Source organism: Rhodococcus aetherivorans (assembly GCF_025722975.1).
GTDB lineage: Bacteria > Actinomycetota > Actinomycetes > Mycobacteriales > Mycobacteriaceae > Rhodococcus > Rhodococcus aetherivorans.
The window spans coordinates 343,210-364,911 of sequence record NZ_CP106982.1; the positions used below are offsets into that span (position 1 = coordinate 343,210).

19 protein-coding genes are annotated in these 21,702 nt (G+C 69.8%); 15 read left to right on the forward strand and 4 right to left on the reverse strand.

Annotated elements, in window-relative coordinates:
• Positions 1–3: 3 nt before the first annotated feature.
• From OCS65_RS01595 to OCS65_RS01635, 9 genes are all read left to right on the forward strand, one after another.
• Positions 4–1,047: a 2Fe-2S iron-sulfur cluster-binding protein gene (locus OCS65_RS01595; RefSeq protein ID WP_043801009.1), complete on the forward strand. Its 1,044-nt coding sequence runs from the start codon at positions 4–6 to the stop codon at positions 1,045–1,047.
• 50 nt (positions 1,048–1,097) lie between these two features.
• Positions 1,098–2,204, forward strand: a complete 1,107-nt coding sequence (locus OCS65_RS01600) for an aromatic/alkene monooxygenase hydroxylase subunit beta (protein ID WP_029546746.1) — start codon at positions 1,098–1,100, stop codon at positions 2,202–2,204.
• Complete coding sequence (gene mimD / locus OCS65_RS01605) at positions 2,201–2,542, forward strand: propane 2-monooxygenase effector subunit MimD (RefSeq protein WP_029546745.1); 342 nt, start codon at positions 2,201–2,203, stop codon at positions 2,540–2,542. Before OCS65_RS01600 ends, mimD begins: the two co-directional genes overlap by 4 nt.
• 78 nt (positions 2,543–2,620) lie before the next feature.
• Positions 2,621–3,664 carry an amidohydrolase family protein gene (locus OCS65_RS01610; protein ID WP_029546744.1) on the forward strand — a complete coding sequence of 348 codons (1,044 nt, stop codon included), beginning with the start codon at positions 2,621–2,623 and terminating at the stop codon, positions 3,662–3,664.
• A complete protein-coding gene (locus tag OCS65_RS01615) occupies positions 3,661–4,419 on the forward strand; it encodes an iron-sulfur cluster assembly protein (protein WP_006932129.1) in 759 nt (252 codons plus the stop codon). Before OCS65_RS01610 ends, OCS65_RS01615 begins: the two co-directional genes overlap by 4 nt.
• On the forward strand, positions 4,416–5,441 hold the full coding sequence (locus OCS65_RS01620) for an NAD(P)-dependent alcohol dehydrogenase (RefSeq protein WP_029546743.1): 1,026 nt from the start codon (positions 4,416–4,418) through the stop codon (positions 5,439–5,441). The genes OCS65_RS01615 and OCS65_RS01620 overlap by 4 nt, the downstream gene beginning before the upstream one ends.
• Before the next feature lie 39 nt (positions 5,442–5,480).
• Positions 5,481–7,130: a chaperonin GroEL gene (gene groL / locus OCS65_RS01625; protein WP_006932131.1), complete on the forward strand. Its 1,650-nt coding sequence runs from the start codon at positions 5,481–5,483 to the stop codon at positions 7,128–7,130.
• A gap of 106 nt (positions 7,131–7,236) precedes the next feature.
• Positions 7,237–7,557 carry a putative quinol monooxygenase gene (locus tag OCS65_RS01630; RefSeq protein ID WP_029546742.1) on the forward strand — a complete coding sequence of 107 codons (321 nt, stop codon included), beginning with the start codon at positions 7,237–7,239 and terminating at the stop codon, positions 7,555–7,557.
• Between the two features lie 13 nt (positions 7,558–7,570).
• Positions 7,571–7,717 (forward strand): hypothetical protein, encoded by a 147-nt coding sequence (locus OCS65_RS01635; RefSeq protein WP_263508558.1) that lies wholly within the window; start codon positions 7,571–7,573, stop codon positions 7,715–7,717.
• Here OCS65_RS01635 and OCS65_RS01640 read toward each other — a convergent pair.
• Positions 7,711–10,857, reverse strand: a complete 3,147-nt coding sequence (locus tag OCS65_RS01640; protein ID WP_231772249.1) for an NAD-glutamate dehydrogenase domain-containing protein — start codon at positions 10,855–10,857, stop codon at positions 7,711–7,713. The genes OCS65_RS01635 and OCS65_RS01640 overlap by 7 nt on opposite strands.
• Positions 10,858–11,034: 177 nt before the next feature.
• On the opposite strand from OCS65_RS01640, the gene gabT reads away from it, so the two are divergent.
• The 4 genes from gabT to OCS65_RS01660 are packed head-to-tail and all read left to right on the forward strand — an operon-like array spanning position 11,035 to position 16,232.
• Positions 11,035–12,393: a 4-aminobutyrate--2-oxoglutarate transaminase gene (gabT, locus tag OCS65_RS01645; RefSeq protein WP_029546739.1), complete on the forward strand. Its 1,359-nt coding sequence runs from the start codon at positions 11,035–11,037 to the stop codon at positions 12,391–12,393.
• Positions 12,394–12,427: 34 nt separating this feature from the next.
• A complete protein-coding gene (locus OCS65_RS01650) occupies positions 12,428–13,621 on the forward strand; it encodes an acyl-CoA dehydrogenase family protein (RefSeq protein WP_006932150.1) in 1,194 nt (397 codons plus the stop codon).
• Positions 13,622–13,653: 32 nt separating this feature from the next.
• A complete protein-coding gene (locus OCS65_RS01655; RefSeq protein ID WP_231772250.1) occupies positions 13,654–15,120 on the forward strand; it encodes an aldehyde dehydrogenase family protein in 1,467 nt (488 codons plus the stop codon).
• The gene (locus tag OCS65_RS01660) at positions 15,117–16,232 is read left to right on the forward strand and encodes a CaiB/BaiF CoA transferase family protein (protein ID WP_006932154.1); all 1,116 of its coding nucleotides are present in this window, start codon (positions 15,117–15,119) and stop codon (positions 16,230–16,232) included. Before OCS65_RS01655 ends, OCS65_RS01660 begins: the two co-directional genes overlap by 4 nt.
• A 112-nt stretch (positions 16,233–16,344) precedes the next feature.
• Here the strand turns inward: OCS65_RS01660 and OCS65_RS01665 are convergent, their stop codons facing one another.
• Positions 16,345–17,499 (reverse strand): hypothetical protein, encoded by a 1,155-nt coding sequence (locus OCS65_RS01665; RefSeq protein ID WP_006932156.1) that lies wholly within the window; start codon positions 17,497–17,499, stop codon positions 16,345–16,347.
• A gap of 403 nt (positions 17,500–17,902) precedes the next feature.
• Between OCS65_RS01665 and OCS65_RS01670 the strand changes: the two genes are divergently transcribed.
• Positions 17,903–18,193, forward strand: coding sequence for a type II toxin-antitoxin system Phd/YefM family antitoxin (locus OCS65_RS01670; protein WP_006932157.1), 291 nt, complete (start codon positions 17,903–17,905; stop codon positions 18,191–18,193).
• On the forward strand, positions 18,190–18,471 hold the full coding sequence (locus OCS65_RS01675) for a type II toxin-antitoxin system RelE family toxin (protein ID WP_006932158.1): 282 nt from the start codon (positions 18,190–18,192) through the stop codon (positions 18,469–18,471). Before OCS65_RS01670 ends, OCS65_RS01675 begins: the two co-directional genes overlap by 4 nt.
• 61 nt (positions 18,472–18,532) lie before the next feature.
• On the opposite strand, the gene OCS65_RS01680 is transcribed toward OCS65_RS01675, so the two are convergent.
• Both OCS65_RS01680 and OCS65_RS01685 read right to left on the reverse strand, forming a co-directional pair.
• The gene (locus tag OCS65_RS01680) at positions 18,533–20,083 is read right to left on the reverse strand and encodes a PucR family transcriptional regulator (protein ID WP_263508562.1); all 1,551 of its coding nucleotides are present in this window, start codon (positions 20,081–20,083) and stop codon (positions 18,533–18,535) included.
• Positions 20,084–20,111: 28 nt separating this feature from the next.
• The gene (locus OCS65_RS01685) at positions 20,112–21,671 is read right to left on the reverse strand and encodes a PucR family transcriptional regulator (protein WP_006932166.1); all 1,560 of its coding nucleotides are present in this window, start codon (positions 21,669–21,671) and stop codon (positions 20,112–20,114) included.
• Positions 21,672–21,702: the final 31 nt, after the last annotated feature.

Genomic DNA, 21,702 nt, shown 5'->3' on the forward strand with positions numbered 1-21,702 from the left:
CCCGTGGCCGACAAGCACCGCATCAATTTCGAGCCCGTCGACATCGAGATGGAAGTCGGCGAGGACGAGTACATCCTCGACGCCGCCTTCCGGCAGGGCATCCATCTGATGCACGGCTGCCGCGAGGGGCGTTGCTCGGCCTGCAAATCCTTTGTCCTCGACGGCGACATCCAGATGGAGGACTATTCGACGTTCGCCTGCAACGACGCCGAGACCGACGAGGGGCACGTACTGCTCTGCCGCTCGACTGCATACAGCGACTGCACCATCGAACTGCTCAATTTCGACGAGGACGAACTCCTGGGTGGTATCCCCATCCAAGAAGTGCGCACCCGGATCACCGCGATCGAGCCGATGACCAAGGACATTGTGTCGCTGCAACTGCAGCCCGTCGAACCCACGGAGTACGAGTTCAAACCTGGTCAGTACTCCGACCTGCAGATACCGGGAACCGAGGAACATCGGTCCTTCTCCATGGCGACGACCCGATCGACGCCGGGACATGTCGAGTTCCTCATCAAGAAGTACCCCGGTGGCAAGTTCGCCGGCTTGCTCGAGGACGGCATCTCGGTGGGCGACGAGATCACCCTGACCGGACCGTACGGATCCTTCACCCTCAAGGACGGTCACGTCCTGCCGGTGGTCTTCATCGGCGGCGGCGCCGGCATGGCCCCGATCCTCTCGCTCCTGCGGCACATGAGCGAGACCGGCAGCACCCGGCCCGTCCGGTTCTACTACGGTGCCCGCACGCCGGCGGATCTGTTCTACCTCGAAGAGATCCTCGAACTGGGAAAGACCCTGACGGACTTCGTGTTCGTGCCCTGCCTCTCGGAGTCGGCGGAGCCGGTGCCGTCCGGACTCCCGGAGGTCGAGGAAGGCAACGTCACCGACATCGTGGACCGCCGCGAGCCGGACATCCATCGGAGCGAGGTCTACCTGTGCGGGCCACCCCCCATGGTCGATGCAGCCCTGGAATTGCTCGAGGTGCACAACACCCCGAAAGACCAGATCTTCTACGACAAGTTCACCAGCCCCGCCTTCGAGTAGGCGCCGTAGGAAACCACCCTGCTCCTTCACCGACAGAAGTGAGAAACGAGATGACCGCATCTACCGACTCCAAGCACCGTAGCTTCCCGAAGATCGAGTTCACCGACTCCGAAGCCGGCGCGCTGGACTTTCCCAGCTCCCGCAGCCGCACCTTCACCTACTACACGCCGGCCAAGAAGCGGTCGACGATGTACGAGGACGTCACCGTCGACGTGCAGCCCGATCCCGAGCGGCACCTGTCGCAGGGCTGGATCTACGGCTTCGGCGACGGACCGGGCGGATACCCGAAGGAATGGACGGCCGCGAAGTCGTCGAACTGGCACGCCTTCCTCGACCCGAACGAGGAGTGGGACCAGACGATCTACCGCAACAACGCGGCGGTCGTGCGCCAGGTCGATCTGTGCCTGCAGAACGCCAAGCGCGCCCGCGCCTACGACGGCTGGAACACGCCGTGGCTGAAGTTCATCGAGCGCAACCTCGGCGCCTGGATGCACGCCGAGAACGGCCTGGCGCTGCACGTGTTCACCTCCATCCAGCGGTCCGGGCCCACGAACATGATCAACACCGCGGTGGCGGTCAACGCGGCACACAAGATGCGGTTCGCGCAGGACCTCGCGCTGTTCAACCTCGACTTGTCCGAGGCCGGGATACCGTTCGACGGGGCCGCCCACAAGGAGGTCTGGCAGTCGGCGCCCGAATGGCAGCCCACCCGCGAGGTCGTCGAACGGCTCACCGCGGTGCCGGACTGGTGCGAGCTGCTCTTCGCCACCAACATCGTCTTCGAGCAGCTTGTCGGCTCGCTGTTCCGCAGCGAACTGGTCATGCAGATCGCCGCCCGCAACGGCGACTACATCACGCCGACGATCGTCGGCACCGGTGAGCACGACTACGACCGGGATCTCGCGTACACGCGCAACCTCTTCCGGCTGCTCACCCGCGACGAGCAGTTCGGCGAATCGAACAGGGAGCTGTTCGGGACCTGGCTGGCGACCTGGGTGCCGCGCTGCCTCGACGCCGCGCGCGCCCTGCAGCCGATCTGGTCGCAGCCGGCCGACAAGGCGGTCACCTTCGCCTCCAGCCTCGAGGCGGCCGAGGCGAAGTTCCGTTCCCTGCTCGAGGACATCGGGCTCGACATCGCGAAGGAGCTGGACAAGTGAGCATGCAATTCGGATCGGCCACCGAGTTCTCCAACATGTGTGGCGTCACCCTGATGAACACCCCGATCGGCCGCGTGGTCGCCGAGGTCATGGGCGCCAAGGACGGCGTGCAGCTGACGGAGTACCCGTCGATGATCCGCGTCGACGGCGTCAACCGCCTCGAGTTCGACTACGAGGAACTCACCGACGCTCTCGGCTCCGACTTCGACGGCTCCGTCTTCGAGGAGATCAGCTCCACCCACTACGGGCGCATGGTGCACCTCGATGACAAGACCATGCTCTTCGCCAGTCCCGAGGACGCCGCCGAGTACATCGGATTCGATCTCACGGCGCACTGACCGCGGCCGTCCGGGCCCGCAGACCGGGCCCGGACGGCTCCCGATCCACCACCGGCACACGACAGAACGAGGGAAGCGATGTACGAGAAGGACGGGCAGCAGTACTTCATCGTGGACGGGCACGTGCACATCTGGGACGGCCGCGAGTCGAACCAGAAGAACGTGCACGGGCGGCAGTTCATCGACTGCTTCTACGACTACCACAAGAACCTCAGCCCCGAGGAGGAGGTGTGGGACTACGACACCTACACCTACTACGGCGGCGAACGCCTCATGAAGGACCTGTTCGTGGACGGTCACGTGGACCACGCGATCTTCCAGGCCACCCTGTTGAGCGACTTCTACCGCAACGGGTTCGGGCAGACCGAGGAGGCGTTCGGGCTCACCCGCAAGCACCCCGACAAGCTCACGTACAACCATGCCTACGATCCCCGTTACGGGGAGGCCGGCCTCGAACAGCTGCGCCGGGACGCCGAACGGATGAACCTCCAGGGCGTCAAGCTCTACACCGCCGAATGGCACGGCGACTCCCGCGGATACAAGCTCGACGACCCGTGGTCGAGGCGCTACCTCGAGGAGTGCATCGAGCTGGGGATCAAGAACATCCACGTGCACAAGGGCCCCACCATCCGGCCGCTGGACCGTGACGCCTTCGACGTCGCCGACGTGGACAAGGTCGCCACCGACTACCTCGATCTGCGCTTCGTCGTCGAACACGTGGGCCTGCCCCGGCTCGAGGACTTCTGCTGGATCGCCACCCAGGAGTCCAACGTGTACGGCGGTCTGGCCGTGGCGATGCCGTTCATCCACACCCGTCCCCGGTACTTCGCCCAGATCATCGGCGAATTGCTCTACTGGATCGGCGAGGACAAGATCCTGTTCGCCAGCGACTACGCGCTGTGGACCCCGAAGTGGCTGATCGAGAAGTTCGTGGACTTCCAGATCCCGGAGGACATGACCGAATACGCGCCGATCACCGTCGAACAGAAGAAGAAGATCCTCGGCCTCAACGCCGCGGCGCTCTACGACATCGACGTCCCGGAACACCTGCGGCTGCCCGAGCCGGCCGGACAGGAGGGGGTCGAGGTCGCCGCGGGAGCCCAGCAGGCGGTGTCGTCGTGACCGCGGCTCCGGTGTCGGGCAGCGACGTGCTCGCCGCGCTCGGCACCGTGGTCGATCCCGAACTGGACGAACCGATCACCGATCTCGGCTTCGTGCGGTCGGTGGTCCTCGACGACGACGGGGTGACCGTGCACCTGCGGCTGCCCACCGCGTTCTGTTCGCCGAACTTCGCCTACCTCATGGCATCCGACGCGCAGGACGCCCTGCGGGCGATCGAGGACATCGGGCACGTGCGGATCCTCCTCGACGACCACCACGACAGCGGCAAGATCAACCGCGGGCTCGCCGCTGACGCCGGCTACCGGGGCACCTTCGGCTCCGAGGCGGAGGAGAACCTCGACGAGTTGCGCCGCACGTTCCGGCGCAAGGCGCACCTCGCCGCCCTGGAACGCTGCCTCGAGAACCTGCTGAAGCACTCGGAGCTCACCGTCGACGACATCCCGTCGCTGACGCTGAGCGACATCCCGCCCGGCCGGCAGAAGGCGGCCCTGATACGCCGGCGGCTCGACATCGGCCTGAGCCTGTGCCCGGCCAGCCGGGTGTTCGTCGACGACGACGGGCGGCCGATCCCCCGTGAGGCGGTACCGATGCGGCTGCGGTTCGCCAAGTCCGTGCGGATCTCCATGGAGGGGAACGCACACTTCTGCCGCGGGCTGCTCGCGACCCGGTACGCCGACAGCGACGGCGGATCGGCAACACCCCGGGTCGCCGACGTCCGAACCAGTTGTTCCGCAATCGTCAGGAGAGTGTCATGAAGGCCGTGCAGGTGGTGGGGTACCACACCAAGCTCCAGCTCGAGGAGATCCCCGAGCCGAAGATCGAGGGCCCGCTCGACGTCGTCGTCCGCATCGGCGGAGCGGGCGTGTGCCGCACCGACATCCACATCCTCGAGGGGCAGTGGGCCGAGAAGAGCGGCGTCGTCCTGCCGTACACGATCGGCCACGAGAACGCCGGCTGGGTCCACGCCGTCGGCGACGCCGTCACCAACGTCGCCGTCGGCGACAAGGTCATCCTCCACCCCCTCATCACGTGCGGACTCTGCCGCGCGTGCCGGTTCGGCGACGACGTGCACTGCGAGAACAGCCGGTTCCCCGGCATCGACACCAACGGTGGCTACGCCGAGTACCTGCGCACCACCGCGCGCAGCGTGGTCCGGATCGACGACTCGCTCGAGCCGTCCGACGTCGCAGCCCTCGCCGACGCCGGGCTCACGGCCTACCACGCGGTCGCCAAGGCCGCGCGGGCGACGCGACCGGGCGACGTGTGCGTCATGATCGGCGCGGGCGGCCTCGGCCACATCGGCATCCAGGTCCTGAAGGCGGTCTCCGCGGCGACCCTGATCGTGGTGGACCGCAACCCGGCCGCCGTCGCGCTGGCCGTCGGGATCGGTGCCGACCACGGCATCGTCGCCGACGGCACCCACGTGCAGCAGGTGCTCGAGCTGACCGGCGGCCGCGGCGCCGAGGCCGTCGTGGACTTCGTCGGCGAGGGCGGCGCCACGAGGGACGGCGTCGCGATGCTGCGCCGCGCCGGCAACTACTACGTGGTCGGATACGGCGAGAACATCGACGTCCCCACGATCGACGTGATCTCCACCGAGATCAACTTCATCGGCAATCTCGTCGGCTCCTACAACGACCTGCAGGAGCTCATGGCCCTCGCCGCCCAGGGAAAAGTCACGCTGCACACCACGAAATATCCGCTCGAGCAGTTCCAGCAGGCGATCGACGACCTCGACGCGGGACGGGTCCGCGGCCGCGCGATCCTCGTCCCCTGAACCGCACCCCGCACAGTCAGCACGAAAGGAAACCCAGCCATGGCCAAGGATCTGCGGTTCAACCAGGAGGCACGCCTCCTTCTCGAGTACGGGGTCAACGCGCTCGCCGACGCGGTCAAGGTGACCCTCGGCCCCAAGGGCCGCAACGCGGTGCTCGAGAAGCTGACCGGCCCACCCACCATCACCAACGACGGTGTCACGATCGCCCGCGAGATCCAGCTGCGGGACCCGTTCGCCAACATGGGCGCGCAGCTGGTCAAGGAAGTGGCAATGAAGACCAACGGCGTCGTCGGTGACGGCACCACGACCGCGACCGTGCTGGCGCAGGCCATGGTCCGCGAGGGGATGCGGGCCGTCGACGCCGGTGCCAATCCCATGCGGGTGCGGCGCGGCATCGAACGCACCGTTCCCGTCGTCGTCGAGGCACTGCGGGACCGGTCGGTGCAGGTCGACGGACGCAAGGATCTCGAGCGCATCGCGACCCTCGCCGCGAGCGACGACGAGGCCATCGGCGAGGCCATCGCCGAGGCGGTCTCCCACGTGGGCAGGTCCGGCATCGTCACCACCGAGGAGAGCGAGACCCTCGGGATGTCGGTGAGCGTCGTCGACGGCATCGAATTCGACCACGGCTACATCTCCGGCTACATGGTGACCAACCCCGAACGCATGGAAGCGGTCCACGAGAATCCGCTGATCCTGTTGACCAACAAGAAGATCACCCAGGTGCAGGAGATCATGCCGAGCATCGAGGCGGCCAAGCGCGCCGATCGGCCCCTCGTCGTGCTGGCCGAGGACGTCGACGGCCCCGCCCTGCAGCTCCTCGTCGGCGGCAACATGCACAACACCATGCAGTCCGTCGTCGTGCGGGCGCCCGGCTTCGGGCACCGGCGCGTCGCCGAGCTGCAGGACCTCGCGGTCGCGCTGGGCGGGCACGTCGTCGCCAAGGACACCGGCGTCGAACTGTCCGAGGTGACGGCCGAGCACCTCGGTTCCTGCGACCGCATCACCGTCACCGAGAACGAGACGACGATCGTCGGCGGCCACGGCGATCAGAGTCTCCTCGATGCGCGGATCGCGCAGCTCGAGGCGCAGCTCGGACGGGCCCGGATCGACGCCGACCAGGACAGCCTCCAGCTGCGCATCGCCCGGCTCACCGGGCGGGTCGCCGTCATCCGCGTCGGCGGCGCCACCAGCGTCGAACTCAAGGAACGCATGCTGCGCGTCGAGGACGCCCTGGCCGCCACCCGGGCCGCCCTCGAGGACGGCATCGTCGCCGGGGGCGGCACCGCCCTGGGGCAGGCGCACCGGGCGCTGGCCGAGCTCGACCTGCCCGGCGACGAAGGCATCGGCCGCGACGTGGTGCGGCGTGCCCTGCCCGAGCCGCTCCGGTGGATCGCGGTCAACGCCGGCTTCGACGGCGACGAGGTCGTGGAGGTCGTCGCGGGGCTGCCGTCGGGACACGGGTTCAACGCGCTCTCCGGCAAGTACGGCGACATGTTCGACGAGGGCGTCGTCGACCCGTTCAAGGTCACCCGCGCCGCGCTCGAGAGCGCCGCGTCCATCGCGGCGCTGCTCATCACCACCGAGACCGCGATCGTGGAGGAGGTCTTCGGCAACCCCGGGGCGATCCACGCGCCCGGCTTCGGGGACCTGGCCGAGGGCATGGTCCGCCCGTCCAACATCTACTGATCGCCGGGGGATCGTCTCGGCGGCGGCCGGGCCTCGTCGGTCGCTTCCCTCCGAGGCAACCGGCCGCCGCCGTGCCCACCACGGCTCGACAGGAAGGGAGTGCGCAATGATCTTCATCGTGGTCAGGTTCCGGGTCCGTCGCGAATACCGGGACGACTGGGTCGCCCTCACAAAGGAATTCACCGAGTCGACGCGGGCCGAACCGGGCAATCTGTGGTTCGAGTGGTCGCGCAGCGTGGACGACCCGTCCGAGTACGTGCTCGTCGAGGCGTTCCGCGACGGTGAGGCCGGTGCCGCCCACGTCGGTGCCGACCACTTCCGCAAGGGGCTCGACGCCATGCGCCCGGCGCTGAGCGAGACCCCGCGGATCCTCCACACCGAGATCCCCGGCGTCGAGTGGTCCCGCATGGGCGAACTCGAAATATAGGCGGCTCGCCGCCGTGACACTGTGGCGGCTCGCCGCCGTGACACTGTGGCGGCTCGCCGCCGTGACACTGTGGCGGCTCGCCGCCGTGACACTCTGGTGGCTCGCCGCCGTGGCGCCCTTTCGGATCTCCCCCGATCCGAAAGGGCACCACAATCAATGACTCTCGCGCACGAGCAGGCGCAGTTCCGCGCCGAGCGTGCACGCCCGCGGCAGATCGACGAGCCCGTCCTCGCGCAGTTCGGTGGTCAGGCGCGTCACCCGGGCGATCGCGTCCGGGACCCGCCGCTGCCACCGCGCCAGGACCTCGTCGACGTCGGCCGGAGCGATCGGGGTGCCGTCCCGGCGCAGGATCGCGGCGACGAGGGCGTGGTGGCGTTCGGCGAGCTCGTCCCGCACCGTGGCGATCGCCGTGCTGTCCCACCAGGTGTGGGATCCGGCGGACAGGTCCGGCGACGTCCCGTCGAGCCCCAGCAGCGAACCCGTGCCGGCGTGCACCCGGGCGACGGTGCGCGCCGGGCAGTTCAGCGTGTACGCCGTGTCGACCAGGGCCGGGTACTCGCCGAGTAGCCGGAAGTCCGGCCCCCCGTCCGCCCCGGTGTCGCTCAGCAGGTCCTCCACTCCGGCACGCAGCCGGGTGATCTCGGCGCTCACGTCGAGCGGCGACGGCCGCAGCCGCAGGATCCACGAGGCCGCATGCTCGACGAAATTCTGCACGGTGCCGAGCCGCGCCCAGCGTTCGGCGCCGGAACCGGGGCGGTCCCGCGCCTCGGCCCACAACCGGTCGGTGTCGAACACCGCCCGGATCACCGCGTACGCCCGTGCGACCGCCGGCGTGCGCACCCCGAGTCGTTCCTCGAGCTGATAGATCATCCCCGGTCCGACGTGGTCGACGAGGTCGGAGGCGATCCGGGTCGCGACGATCTCGCGGCGCAGGGGATGATCCCGGATCTCGTCCTGCAGCAGTCCGCGCATGCGTTCGGGGAAGTACGCCTGGGCGACGTCGGCGAAGACGGGGTCGTCGGGCACATCCGACTCGAGCAGGTCCCGGCACACGACGTTCTTCGACCGCGCGAGCAGCACCGCGATCTCCGGCCTGGTCAGCCCGCGGCCGGCCCCGGCCCGCGCGGCCAGCTCCTGCACCGTGGGCAGTACCTCGGTGCTGCGGCGGATCCCGTCACCGGTCTCGAGGTGGCTGATGAGCCGCTCGTGCCGGCCGAGGAGCCGGGCCGCGCGCGAGACGGCGAGCCCGAGCGCCACCGACTGGTCCCGGCTCGTGCGCAACACCGTGCGGGCCACCTCGTCACGGGCGTCGCCGAGCAGGCGGTTGCGTTCCTCGAGTGTCAGACGTCCGCTGCGCCGGGCGGATTCGAGGGCGATCTTCAGGTTCACCTCGGCGTCGGAGGTGGCGACGCCGGCCGCGTTGTCGATGAAGTCCGCGTTGATGCGGCCGCCCGCCGCCGAGAACTCGATGCGTGCCCGCTGCGTGAAACCGAGGTTGCCGCCCTCGCCGACGACGCGGCAGCGGAGCTGTGAGGCATCGACGCGGACGTCGTCGTTACCCGGATCGGCTGCATCCGTGTGACTTTCGGAGGTGGCCTTGACGTAGGTGCCGACGCCGCCGTTCCAGAGCAGATCCACCGGTGCGGTCAGCAGCGCCTTGATCAATTCGCTCGGGGTGGTGGTGGGGTGCGGCAGACCGAGCAGGCGCCGTGCGGGTTCCGGGACGGTGACGGACTTCGCGGAGCGAGGCCACACCCCTCCGCCGGGCGAGAGGACGTCGCGGTCGACATCGTCCCAGCTCGATCCGGGACGCTCGAACAGCCGGCGGCGCTCCGCGTAGGCGCGGGCCGGGTCCGGGTCCGGGTCGAGGAAGATGTGGCGGTGGTCGAACGCGCCGACGAGGCGCAGGTGCGGGGAGAGCAGCATCCCGTTGCCGAAGACGTCGCCGGACATGTCTCCGATCCCCACCGCCGTCACCTCGGTGGTGTCCACGTCGACACCGAGGTCGGCGAAGTGCTCGCGAACCGCGACCCACGCGCCGCGCGCGGTGATGCCCATGGCCTTGTGGTCGTATCCGCTGGATCCGCCGGAGGCGAAGGCGTCGCCGAGCCAGTAGTCGTACTCCGCTGCGATGGAGTTCGCCAGGTCGGAGAACGCGGCGGTGCCCTTGTCCGCGGCCACCACCAGATATCCGTCGTCCCCACCGTGGACGACCGTACGGTCCGGGTGCACGATCTTCCCGTCGACGATATTGTCGACGAGATCGAGCATTCCCCGGATGAACGTCGAATAGGCCTGGGCCGGAGAGATATCCGGGTTTCGCCGCACGAACGCGCCCTTGGCGCCGACGGGGACGATGGGAGCGTTCTTCACCACCTGGGTTTTCATCAGGCCGAGTACCTCGGTGCGGTAGTCCTCCGGGCGGTCCGAGAATCGCACACCGCCGCGGGCGACGGTGCCGCTCCGCACGTGGATGCCCTCCATGTCGTCCGAGTGGACGAAGATCTCGCGGTGGGGGACGACGGGCCCTGGATCGGCGAGACGTCCGGAATCGAGCATGAATGCGCCGTACGATTTCGGTGCGCCGTGTTCGTCGCGCTGGTACCAGTTGGTGCGCACGGTGGCGGTGACGAACGACTCCAGGCTGCGCAGGATGCGGTCCTCGTCGAGGCTTTCCGCCGCGCCGCGCCGCGCGGCGAGCGCCCGCTCCGCCCGCTCGGCGGCGACGTCCCGGTCGCGCCGGTCCGGGTCGAAGCGCGCGGCGAAGCAGGCGACGAGGGCCTCGACGAATCCTGGATGCCGGCAGAGGGTATTGACGATGTACCGCTCCGACATGATCAGACCGGCCTGGCGGGCGAAGCGGCCGGCGGCCCGGACCAGGGCGATGTCCCGCACGTCCACATCGGCGACGACGGCGAGGCGGGCGTACCGGTCGACGACGGTGCGGCCCTGCGCATGGGCGTCGACGACCGCCGCTACCCGGCAAGGCGAACCCGGCCCCCACTCCGGGGGCGTGACGAACGCGAACCGATGCACCCGGCGATCCTCGCCGTCCCCCGTCAGGTGTTCGTGATCGTCGATCCGCAGCCCGAAGTGTTCGAAGGTGTGGACGGAGTCGGACAGCGACGGATCGCGGCCCGGCCACCTCATGACGGCGTCGGCGACGCCGTCGCGGGCAGCGCGCTCGACGAACAGGAGGGCCGGATGCTCCCCGCGTGACCCGGCGAGGTGCCGCGCGGCCCCGGCGACGTCGGTGGGCAGCGGTTCGTGTCGATGCGTGGTGGCGGTATCGGTGGTCATCGGCGTGTCCTTTCGATCACCCGGTGTGGGCCGTGGTGTGCCGCCAGTCTGCGGGCGACCCCTGGAGACGGACATGTACTCGATGTCCATGTATGCGGCGGAACTTGTACTTCCGGTCCATGAGTGACCGGCGTTCTCGCCCCTACAGTTCGAGGAAACCGACGGAGGGAGAAGGACATGACCGCAGTGGAACTCGTACGGGGCGGGCCCGGACTCGAGCAGGCACGCCGCATCGTGACGGAAATCCCGGGCCCCAGGTCCCGCGAGCTGGCGCAGCGCCGTGCCGCCGCGCTGCCGGCGGGCCTGGCCAGTGGCGCCGAAATCTACGCGGCGGCGGGCGGCGGGGGTGTGCTCGTCGACGTGGACGGGAACTCCTTCATCGACCTCGGTTCCGGCATCGCCGTCACCACCGTCGGCAACTCCGCGCCGCGCGTCGTCGAACGCGCCACCGCGCAGCTGCAGCAGTTCACCCACACCTGCTTCCTCGCCACGCCGTACGAGCCGTACATCGAGGTTGCCGAGGTCCTCAACCGGCTGACCCCCGGAACCCACGCCAAGCGCACGGCACTGTTCAACACCGGCAGCGAGGCCGTCGAGAACGCCGTGAAGTACGCCCGCGCGGCGACCGGTCGTTCCGCCGTGGTCACGTTCGACCACGCCTTCCACGGCCGGACGCTGATGACGATGACCATGACGGCGAAGAACCAGCCCTACAAGCACTCCTTCGGTCCGTTCGCCCCGGAGGTCTACCGCGCGCCGATGGCCTACCCCTACCGGTGGCCGAGCGGGCCCGACCGCGCCGCGGACGAGGCGTTCGAGCAGTTCCGGCTGCTCGTCGACGCCCAGATCGGCGCGGACCAGGTGGCGTGCGTCGTCGTCGAACCCATCCAGGGCGAAGGCGGGTTCATCGTCCCCGCCGACGGATTCCTCCGCCGCGTCGCCGATTTCTGCCGGGACCGCGGCATCCTCGTCGTCGCCGACGAGGTGCAGACCGGCATCGCCCGCACCGGAGCATGGTTCGCCTGCGAGCACGAAGGCCTGGTGCCGGATCTGATCGTCACGGCGAAGGGACTCGCCGGCGGACTTCCGCTCGCGGCCGTCACCGGCCGGGCCGAGATCATGGACCGCGCCCACCCGGGCGGCATCGGCGGCACCTACAGCGGCAACCCCGCGGCGTGCGCGGCGGCCCTCGGGGTGTTCGAGACGATCGAAGCGGAGCATCTGCTCGACCGGGCTCAGGAAATCGGCGCGCTGATGCTGCGGGAACTGCGCGACATCGGCACCCACCACCCCGTCGTCGGCGACGTCCGCGGACGCGGCGCCATGATCGCCGTCGAACTCGTCGAGCCCGGTACGACCACTCCCAACCGCGAGGCCGTCGCGGAGATCGTCCGGTACTGCCAGGCCCACGGGGTCCTCACCCTGACCGCCGGCACGTTCGGGAACGTGCTCCGTTTCCTGCCGCCGCTGTCGATCTCCGACGAGCTGCTCACCGAGGCGTTCTCGGTGCTGCGCGACGCGTTCGCCGCCCTCTGACCACCACCGCTCCCTACTCCGCGAGGACCAGCACATGACCACCACCGCACCCGCCCGCACGACCGGTCCGCTGCGACCGCTCGAACTCCTCGGCGCCGACACACTGCTCGACGCCGACGAACGCGACATCGCCGCCACCGTCCGCCGCTTCGTCGAGACCCGGCTCGTCCCCGAGGTCGGCGACTGGTTCGAATCCGCGACGCTGCCCAAGGAAGTGGCGAAGGAGTTCGGCGCCCTCGGCGTCCTCGGCATGCACCTGGACGGGTACGGCTGCGCCGGCACCAACGCCGTCAGCTACGGCCTGGCCTGCCTGGAACTCGAGGCCGGCGACAGCGGATTCCGCAGCTTCGTATCGGTGCAGGGTTCGCTGTCGATGTTCTCCATCCACCGCTACGGATCCGACGAACAGAAGCAGGAATGGCTGCCCCGCCTGGCCTCCGGAGACGCCATCGGGTGCTTCGGCCTGACGGAACCCGACTTCGGGTCCAACCCTTCGGGAATGCGCACCCGCGCCCGCCGGGACGGTTCGGACTGGATCCTCACCGGCACCAAGATGTGGATCACCAACGGCAATCTCGCGGACGTCGCCACGGTGTGGGCCCAGACCGACGAGGGTGTCCGCGGGTTCCTGGTTCCCACCGACACACCCGGCTTCACCGCCAACAGGATTCACCGCAAGCTGTCGCTGCGGGCCTCGGTGACCTCCGAGCTGGTCCTCGACAACGTGCGCCTGCCGGGCTCGGCCGAGCTTCCCCTCGCCCGCGGCCTCGGGGCTCCCCTGTCGTGCCTCAACGAGGCCCGTTTCGGCATCGTGTTCGGCGCGCTCGGCGCGGCCCGGAACAGCCTCGAGACCGCGTTGGACTACGCCGCCTCCCGGGAGGTCTTCGACCGCCCGCTCGCCGCCTACCAGCTCACCCAGGAGAAGCTGGCCGACATGACGCTCGAGCTCGGCAAGGGCTTCCTGCTCGCACTGCACCTCGGCCGCCTCAAGGACGAGTCCGGTGTCACCCCCGAGCAGATCAGCCTCGGCAAGCTCAACAACGTGCGCGAGGCATTGGCCATTGCCCGCGAATGCCGGACCATTCTCGGCGCCAGCGGCATCACCCTCGAGTACTCGCCGCTGCGGCACGCCAACAACCTCGAGTCGGTGCTGACCTACGAGGGCACCAGCGAGATGCACCTGCTCTCGATCGGCCGCGCCCTGACCGGTCACGCCGCATTCCGCTGACCCGCACCGTCGAAGCGTCGAAGGGACACACGATGACGACACCCGTTCTGCTGCAGCACTACATCGACGGCGAGTGGTTCGACGGCGGGGCCGAGGCCCTGGCGAGCATCAGCCCCGCCGAGCCGGACGTCACCGTGGCCCGCGGTCGTGCGGCCACGGGCGACGACGTCGACCGGGCCGTGGGCGCCGCGCGCGCCGCGGCCCGGCCATGGGCGAGAACCCCGGCGCACGAGCGCGGTGCCGTCCTCGCCCGGGCGGCTGCCGTCGTCGAATCGTCCGCGTCGCAATGGGGCGCGGAACTTGCCCGGGAGGAGGGCAAGACGCGGGGCGAAGGCGTCGCCGAGGTGCTCCGCGCGGCCCAGATCCTGCGCTTCTACGGCGGCGAGGGCGACCGGGAGGCCGGCGAGATGTTCGCCTCCCCCCGCCGCGGTGAGCAGATCCTGGTCGCGCGCAAGCCCGTCGGCGTGGTCGGGGTCATCACCCCCTTCAACTTCCCCATCGCCATCCCCGCCTGGAAGATCGCCCCGGCACTGACCTACGGCAACACCGTGGTGTGGAAGCCGGCGGGCACCGTGCCGCTGCTGGCCATGCGGCTGATGCAGGCCCTCGCCGACGCCGGCCTGCCGCCGGGGGTGCTCAACCTCGTCATCGGTGGCCGGGCGGTCGGCGCCGGCATCGCCGACCATCCGGGTGTCGACGCGCTGACCTTCACCGGTTCCACGGCGGTGGGCCGGAGCCTCGCGGCGGCGGGAGCCGCCCGGGGGGTGCCGGTGCAGGCGGAGATGGGCGGCAAGAACGCGGCGGTGGTGCTCGGCGACGCGGACCTCGATCTCGCCGCCGAACAGGTGCTGCTCGGCGCGTTCCGGTCGTCGGGGCAGAAGTGCACGGCGACCTCCCGGCTCATCGTCACCGACGACGTCGCCGACGAGTTCGTCGGTGAACTCGTCGCCCGGATCGGGAAGTGGACCGTCGGCAACCCCCTGGACGAGGACGTCCACATGGGTCCGGTGGTCGACGCCGCGGCGCGGGCGTCGATCCGGGCGGGGGTCGACGAGGCGGTACGCCAGGGTGCCCGAGTGTTGTGCGGGGGCCGGCCCTACGAGGACGGTGAACTGGCGGCCGGGTTCTACGTGCCGCCCACCGTGCTCGAGCTGCCCGGCACCCGGCTCGACGTGTGGCGCGAGGAACTGTTCGGGCCCGTACTGGCCGTGTGCCGGGCGGCCGACGCCGAGTCGGCGTTCGCGCTCGCCGACGACAGCGAGTACGGCTTGTCGGCGGCGGTGTTCACCCAGGACCTCACCCGCGCCCTCGGGGCGCTCGACGACCTGGACGTGGGCATCCTGCACATCAACTCCGAATCCGCCGGCGCCGACCCGCACGTCCCGTTCGGCGGCGCGAAGAAGAGCGGGTACGGCCCGAAGGAACAGGGCCGCGCCGCACGGGAGTTCTTCACCCACACCACGACCGTCTACCTTCGCGGCGGGAGGCCGATCGCATGAGCAGGGGCGCACTCGACGGCATCGTCGTCGCCGACTTCACCCGGGTCCTCGCCGGCCCCTACGCCACGATGATGCTCGCGGACATGGGTGCCGAGGTCGTCAAGATCGAACGTCCCGGCACCGGCGACGACACCCGCGCGTGGGGACCGCCCTACGACGACGAGGGCTCGGCCACGTACTTCAACTCGGTGAACCGCAACAAGACCTCCGTGGTCCTGGACCTCGCGTCGGAGGACGGCCGCGCCGAGGCCCGCCGGCTCGTGGCGCGCGCGGACATCGTGGTCGAGAACTTCCGGGCGGGCACCATGGAGCGGCTCGGCCTGGGCTACGACGAGCTGCTCGACGTGAACCCGGGGCTGATCTATTGCTCCGTCACCGGGTTCGGGAGCGGGGACGGAGCGGCACTGCCGGGCTACGACCTGCTCGTGCAGGCCGTCGGTGGGCTCATGAGCATCACCGGACCCGAGGCCGGTACGCCGACGAAGGTGGGTGTCGCGGTCGTCGACGTGCTCACCGGCCTGCACGCCCTCGCCGGCATCCTCGCCGCTCTGCATCATCGGGAGCGCACCGGCGAGGGGCAGCGCGTCGAGACCAACCTTCTTTCCGCGCTCCTGTCGTCGCTCGTCAATCAGGCGTCGGCGTACCTCGGTGCCGGGGTGGTGCCCGGCATCCTCGGAAACCGGCACCCCAGCATCGCCCCGTACGAGGTGTTCACGACCAAGGACCGGCCGCTGGCGCTGGCGGTGGGCAACGACAAGCAGTTCACGCGGCTCGCCGAGACGATCGGCGCGCCGGAGCTGGCCACCGATCCGCGCTTCCGCAGCAACCCGCTGCGCGTCGCACACCGCGAGGAACTGTGCGCCGAGATCACCTCGATCCTCGTCACGGCCGGGGCCGACCACTGGTACGACGAACTCTCCCGCGTGGGTGTTCCGGCCGGACCCATCAACGACGTCGCCGAGGCATTCGAGTTCGCGCGGCGTCTCGGCCTCGACGCCGTGGTGTCCGTGCCGGGAAGCGCCACGCCGCAGGTCGGAAATCCGTTGAGCTTCTCCAGGACTCCGGTCCGGTACCGTTCGGCCCCGCCACCCCTGGGTGGAGCCGCGGACTGACCGGCAGGAACCGGAGGAGTGCCCGTCCCGTCGCGTCCGGCCGCGGCGGGACGGGCGTCGTGCCGCACCGAACCGAACGGCGGGCGCCTCCGTCGTCCGTCCCCTCCCTCGATCAGGGATGCGCGACGGCGCGATCCTCGGGGGCGGGAACGGTGGCTGCGGGCCGTCGCAGACCGAAGGACTCGAAGCCGACGACGTACAGGAGCGTCACCAACGCGAACAGGTCCATGAATCCGAGGGCGTTGCCGTGCAGGCCGCCGGCGACGGCCGGCTCGTGGAGCACGATCTCGGCGATCACGTAGTAGTACAGGACGAACGTGGTCACGGCGAGGGCGAACGTGATCGCTGCGCGGGACAGCAGGTTCACCACGGCCCCGCCGCCCGTCGGCCTGTTACCGAAGGCGTTGGCCCACAGAATCATCCATGCGACCCAGCACACGCCCAGCTGGGCCGGGAACTGATCGAGCGGGAAGCCCGGTTCGGCTGCCGTGCCGGGTCCGACGAGCACCGCACACACCGCACGCAGTGCCGCGAACAGCACGGTGCCGAGCACGATGTTGCCGACCGTCGAGACCAGTGCGACCCGCATGCGGCTGCCGGCGAGCCGCCACGGCCAGTTCTCCCAGGTCTGTCCGGTGAGCACGATCGCGACGATGATCGAGTAGTACCAGCCGAGCAGTGTGTCGATGCCGAGCAGTGCTGTGCCTTCCCGAACCGTCTCCGAGACCGCGGGTACACCCAACACGAGATAGAGGAGTGCGGTGGGGACGAGGAGGGAGACGATCTCGCAGGCGCCGACCCACGGCTGTTTCAGGCCCAGATCGGTCCACGGCCAGTGTCCCCAGTTGAGCACCACCAGGACCCACGTGGAGAAGCCGAACAGGACGAACAACGCGCCCGTGAAGTAGCCCAGGCCGTCGGGACGCGCGGCCGCGTAGTCGGGATACAGGTGGCCGATTCCGCTCGCCAGGGCATACGTGACAACGACGGCGAAAGCCGATGCGGCGCCGAGGAACGCAATGCCGCGCCAGGGTTGCCGTAGCCGGTCGAATCCCCAGAGTTCGAGGTTGAATCCGGCCCACACGACGAACAGCAGGGCCCAGAACAGGGCGGCGTTGAACGGCAACGGATACAGGTCGAACGGGCTGAGCCGCGGGTCGGCGAGCAGATACCACGCCGCGACGGAGGCGGTGGTGATCACGGCGGTGTTGGCGACACCGAATCCGAGCCACCCCGGGGACGTGTCGGCGTGCGAGCGTTCGGGCATGGGGTACCGAAACCTTCTGTGATGCCCTCGAAACGAGGGGCGAGGGGAACGTCGGCCGAGGAGATCGGTGAGTGGTGTGGTGGCCGGAGTCGGCTGCCGGATCGCGGACCGTGTCCTCGGGGGTTCTTCGTCAGCTCCGCCGGCGCAGTTCGGGACCGGCCGTGGGAGCGTGGAGCATCGGAGTGTCCTTCCCGTGAGAATGCGACTCGTGAGAATGTGACTCGGAGCACACTCGAAACGATCGCGCGTCACAACTGTTGCGCCGCGTTGCATCCCCCGCTCGGGTCCGGATCGTCCGCCACGGCCGCCCGGCATCTCCCGGACCTCGACGGCCGCTCACCACTCCGGCCGGGTGTGGATCGAGTCGAGGTCGCAGCGGTCAGCCGAAATGTTGGCTACAATTATGTACATGACGACTCTTCCGGTGGCCGAGGCGCGGGCGCAGTTCTCCCGTCTGGTCGACGAGGCCGAGCGCACCCACGAGCGGTTCGAGATCACCCGAAATGGGCACCGGGCCGCGGTGCTGCTCGGTGCCGACGACTACGACGCGCTGCGCGAGACCATTGCCGTGCTGGCCGAGAAGTCCCTGCTTGCCGACCACCTCACGGGAATGGCCGAGATCGAGGCCGGGGACAGCCTCGATGCCGCATCCCTCGCCGAGATCATGTCGGCGGGCAAGCCCGGCGACGAGTGAGCGTTCCCGGCGAGCCCTACACCCTGATCGTGGCCCGTACCGCTGCCCGTGCGCTCGAGCGGACCCTGCCCGAGAAGGTCGCCGCCGCTGTGTACGAGTTCCTCACCGGACCCCTCCTCGAAAACCCGCACCGGGTCGGCAACGAACTCGCCCCACCGTTGGCACCGGCCTGCTCCGCCCGCCGCGGCTCCTACCGGGTGCTGTACCTGATCGACGAGAACACCCGCCAGGTCCGAGTCACCGCGATCTCCCACCGCGCCGACGCGTACCGCACCTGAATCTTCCGGGGCGCGGCCGGGGTGAGGATCTCGTCGAGGCGCTGCGACCGGACGTCGGCACCTATCCGCCACGGCCGTCCAGCATCTCCCGGGCCTTGACGGCCAGCCACCACTCCACCCGGGTGTGGATCGAGTCGAGGTCGCGGCCGGTGAGTTCGGTGATGCGGGCGAGCCGGTTCCGCAGGGTGTGCCGGTGGATGCCCAGCGCGGCGGCGGTGCTCTCGGCCTGGCCGTTGTGCTCGAGGTACGCGGCGAGGGTCTCGACCAGTCTTCCGCTCGATCCGTGCTTCGCGTCGTAGGCATCGAGTGCTTCGAGTCCGGTGCGGGCGATGGCCTGCAGCGCGTCCGGGTCCTGCATGCCCAGCAACACCGAGAAGGTACCGAGCTCGGCGAACGCCACCGGTGTCCGGCCCCCGTTCCGCGCTGCCCTGACCGCCGAGAGAGCCTGCTGCACACTGGTGTTCGCGTCCTTCACGCCGCACGGACCGCCCAGCCCGCACCGGACCGGCCGGCCGAGCTGCGCGCGGACCCGGTCCTGGACCCGGGTCGCGATCTCGCGTGCCCGGTCGGCCGGCACGACCACGGCGACATCCGCGCCGACCGAGGCCGCCAGATGGGGTACGCCCTCCGCGGCGAGGACTGCGCCGACCTGTCGTTCCGCCGGCAGCAGCGGGCCGACCTCCGTCAGCACGGCGACCGCGACGGTGTCGGTCGGTTCGAACCCGAAATAGCGGAGCAGGCCGGCGTCCATGCGTTCGGGTGCGTCGAAGAGTGTCCGGGTGACGACGGCCCGCAGCCGCTGTTCCGCGCTCTGCACCTTCGCGGGCTTGCCGAGCTCGATGGAGATCAGCGACACGGCGTGGGCGAGGAGCAGACGGTCGGCCGGCGGGAGCGGTTCCGCGGTGCCGACGGCGAGGTATCCGTAGAGGTCCTGGGCCGCCGCGATGCTCTGAACGGTGTAGTGCCCGGCGGCGTCGGCCAGCACCTTGCTCATCTGCCGCCGCCGCGGAGATCGGGACGCCGACTCCGCCACCCCGCGCGCATGCCGGACCGCCCGCGTCGTGTCGGACCCGTATTCGGCGAGTACGCGATCGTCGGCGTCGACGACGGCGACGGCTCCGGCGAGGGCCTGACCGAGCGCGGTCACGACCGCGGGCACACCCCCGCGCAGTGTGGCCCGGGCCAGCCGCTCCTGCTGATCGACGACCCGCTGCACCGCGCGGACCTGGTCGGCGGTCAGTTCGTCGATGACCGCCCGGGTGATGGCGATGAAGGGCGTCGAGGCGGGCACGGCGAGCACCGGGAACCCCAGCGCGTCACCCGCGGCGCGCAGACCGTCGGGCACGCGGTCGAACCGGGTTCCGGTGTCGAACGCCAAGGCCGCGCAGCCGGCCCCCACCAGACCCTGGAGGTACGCGAACTGCTCGTCGGCGCCGGCGCCGATCTCCAGTCCGGTGGTCATCACGAGCTCTCCACCCGAGAGCCACGGGGTGGGGTCGGGAAGCTCGATCGGATGCGCCCACTCGATGACACGGTCGGCTCCGTCGCGACCCGCCACGAGAGTGAGCCCGAGCTCCGGCAGCGTCGTGAGCCGACGCACGGTGATGGCCATGATGACGATCCTTCCCCGCACCGGGCGGCTAGGAGGTGGGGTGTTCGGCGAGGACTTCGAGGGCCAGATGCACGTCGGTGACGTCCCGGGGGGAACGCAGGGACCGGCCCAGCAGGTCCTCGACTCGTTTCACCCGGTGCCGCACGGTATTCGGATGCAGGTTCAGCTCCCGCGCCGTCCGCCCCACGTCCAGGTCCCGGGCCAGGTGGAGCACGAGGAAATCGACCAGGTCGTCGTGGCCGTCGAGCAGTGGGGCCAGGACCGCGGTGGCGCGCGCGAGAGCGGGCCCCGGGTCGCGGCCCGCCAGCAACCAGTCCGCGAGGCTCACGTCCTCGAAGCGCTGGGTGCTGCGGCCGAGCCGCTCGGCGGCCCGTCGCGCCCAGCGCGCCTCGCGCAGTTTGTCGGGCCCGCGCGCGGGATCGGTGAACGGCTCGCTCGAGCCGCACGTCAACCCCTGTGGAAGGTTGTTCGACCAGGAGTCGAGAGCCTCCGCCCGGGCGGGGACCACTCCGACGAGGCCCCCCTCGCCCCGGGCGAGCAGCAGGGTCAGCCCGATGTCGCGGGCCAGCCCGGACACGTCCGTTTCGACGGCATCGAGCAGCGAGTTCGCCCGGAACACCCATCGGCGGTTGTCGTAGTCGGGTGCGGCGGACAAGGCCAGCATCCGCATATCGGGCTCGGGGCCGAACCGCAGCATCTCGAGCTGGTCCAGGACGGTGTCGGAATCGGCCGGATCGCCCGACGCCAGCGCCCGCACCAGTGCGGCGTGCCGCGCGCGGTTCTCGATGGTGGCGCGCTGGCGGGTGCGTTCGATCGTGTTGAGCAGCCTCAGCGACACCTCGACGGCGGGCGCGGTGAGCGGATCGGTGAGTTCGTTGCTCTTGGACGCGAGGGCGAACCAGTAGTGCTGGCCGCCCGGCGAGATCGAGTGCGCGCTCACCGACCATCGGCCCACCCGGAACAGCAGCCGGCCGTCCCGGCCGCGCAGCTGATTGCGGATCAGGTGCACCGGTGCGCCACCCGCCGAGGCCACGACGTCGCCGACCTCGTTGTAGAGGACCACGCTGCTGCGGAGCAGCCCGGCGAGCCGGGCCACGAGGTCGGCCTCCGGGGACTCGGCCGTCATCGCCTCGAGCAGGTGGTTCTGCATCTGCAGCGTGCGGCGCAGCAGCATCGAGTCCTGCGCCTGCGCCGCGGCATTGACACGTCCGACCACCTCCATGAACGGCAGTTCCGGCGGGATCGCCACCACGGCGAACCGATGGCGCTCGGCCTCGTCGAGCAGGGGCCGGGGGACGTCGTCGGTGATCACCCCGACGCCGTACCCGAGCGCGGCGATGCCGGACCCCACGAGCTCGCGGATCAGTTCGCGATAGGCCTGCTGCGGGTGCTCGTGGCCGGGGAAGCGCGAGCCGGTGGTGAGCATCATCGACCCCGGCCGCAGCCACCGGGTCGGGTTCTCGATCTCGATCGGGTGCGCGCCGGTGATTCCCACGTTGGGGTCGGCATCGGTCGCCAGCCGGAGCCCGAGGTCGGGTTCGAGCAGCAGGTCGACGAGCCGGAAACGGTCCGGAAGCATGCCCGACATCTTTCTCCCATGGGTGTGAAGATCTCCAACG

Excerpts from the sequence above, each read along its gene's own strand:
- OCS65_RS01600 (WP_029546746.1), top strand. The coding sequence starts at position 1,098 with ATGACCGCATCTACCGACTCCAAGCACCGTAGCTTCCCGAAGATCGAG.
- OCS65_RS01685 (WP_006932166.1), bottom strand. The coding sequence starts at position 21,671 with ATGTCGGGCATGCTTCCGGACCGTTTCCGGCTCGTCGACCTGCTGCTC.
- OCS65_RS01660 (WP_006932154.1), top strand. The coding sequence starts at position 15,117 with ATGAGCAGGGGCGCACTCGACGGCATCGTCGTCGCCGACTTCACCCGG.
- OCS65_RS01650 (WP_006932150.1), top strand. The coding sequence starts at position 12,428 with ATGACCACCACCGCACCCGCCCGCACGACCGGTCCGCTGCGACCGCTC.
- gabT (WP_029546739.1), top strand. The coding sequence starts at position 11,035 with ATGACCGCAGTGGAACTCGTACGGGGCGGGCCCGGACTCGAGCAGGCA.
- OCS65_RS01680 (WP_263508562.1), bottom strand. The coding sequence starts at position 20,083 with ATGGCCATCACCGTGCGTCGGCTCACGACGCTGCCGGAGCTCGGGCTC.
- OCS65_RS01610 (WP_029546744.1), top strand. The coding sequence starts at position 2,621 with ATGTACGAGAAGGACGGGCAGCAGTACTTCATCGTGGACGGGCACGTG.
- OCS65_RS01640 (WP_231772249.1), bottom strand. The coding sequence starts at position 10,857 with ATGACCACCGATACCGCCACCACGCATCGACACGAACCGCTGCCCACC.
- OCS65_RS01630 (WP_029546742.1), top strand. The coding sequence starts at position 7,237 with ATGATCTTCATCGTGGTCAGGTTCCGGGTCCGTCGCGAATACCGGGAC.
- groL (WP_006932131.1), top strand. The coding sequence starts at position 5,481 with ATGGCCAAGGATCTGCGGTTCAACCAGGAGGCACGCCTCCTTCTCGAG.
- OCS65_RS01670 (WP_006932157.1), top strand. The coding sequence starts at position 17,903 with ATGTACATGACGACTCTTCCGGTGGCCGAGGCGCGGGCGCAGTTCTCC.
- OCS65_RS01665 (WP_006932156.1), bottom strand. The coding sequence starts at position 17,499 with ATGCCCGAACGCTCGCACGCCGACACGTCCCCGGGGTGGCTCGGATTC.
- OCS65_RS01620 (WP_029546743.1), top strand. The coding sequence starts at position 4,416 with ATGAAGGCCGTGCAGGTGGTGGGGTACCACACCAAGCTCCAGCTCGAG.
- OCS65_RS01655 (WP_231772250.1), top strand. The coding sequence starts at position 13,654 with ATGACGACACCCGTTCTGCTGCAGCACTACATCGACGGCGAGTGGTTC.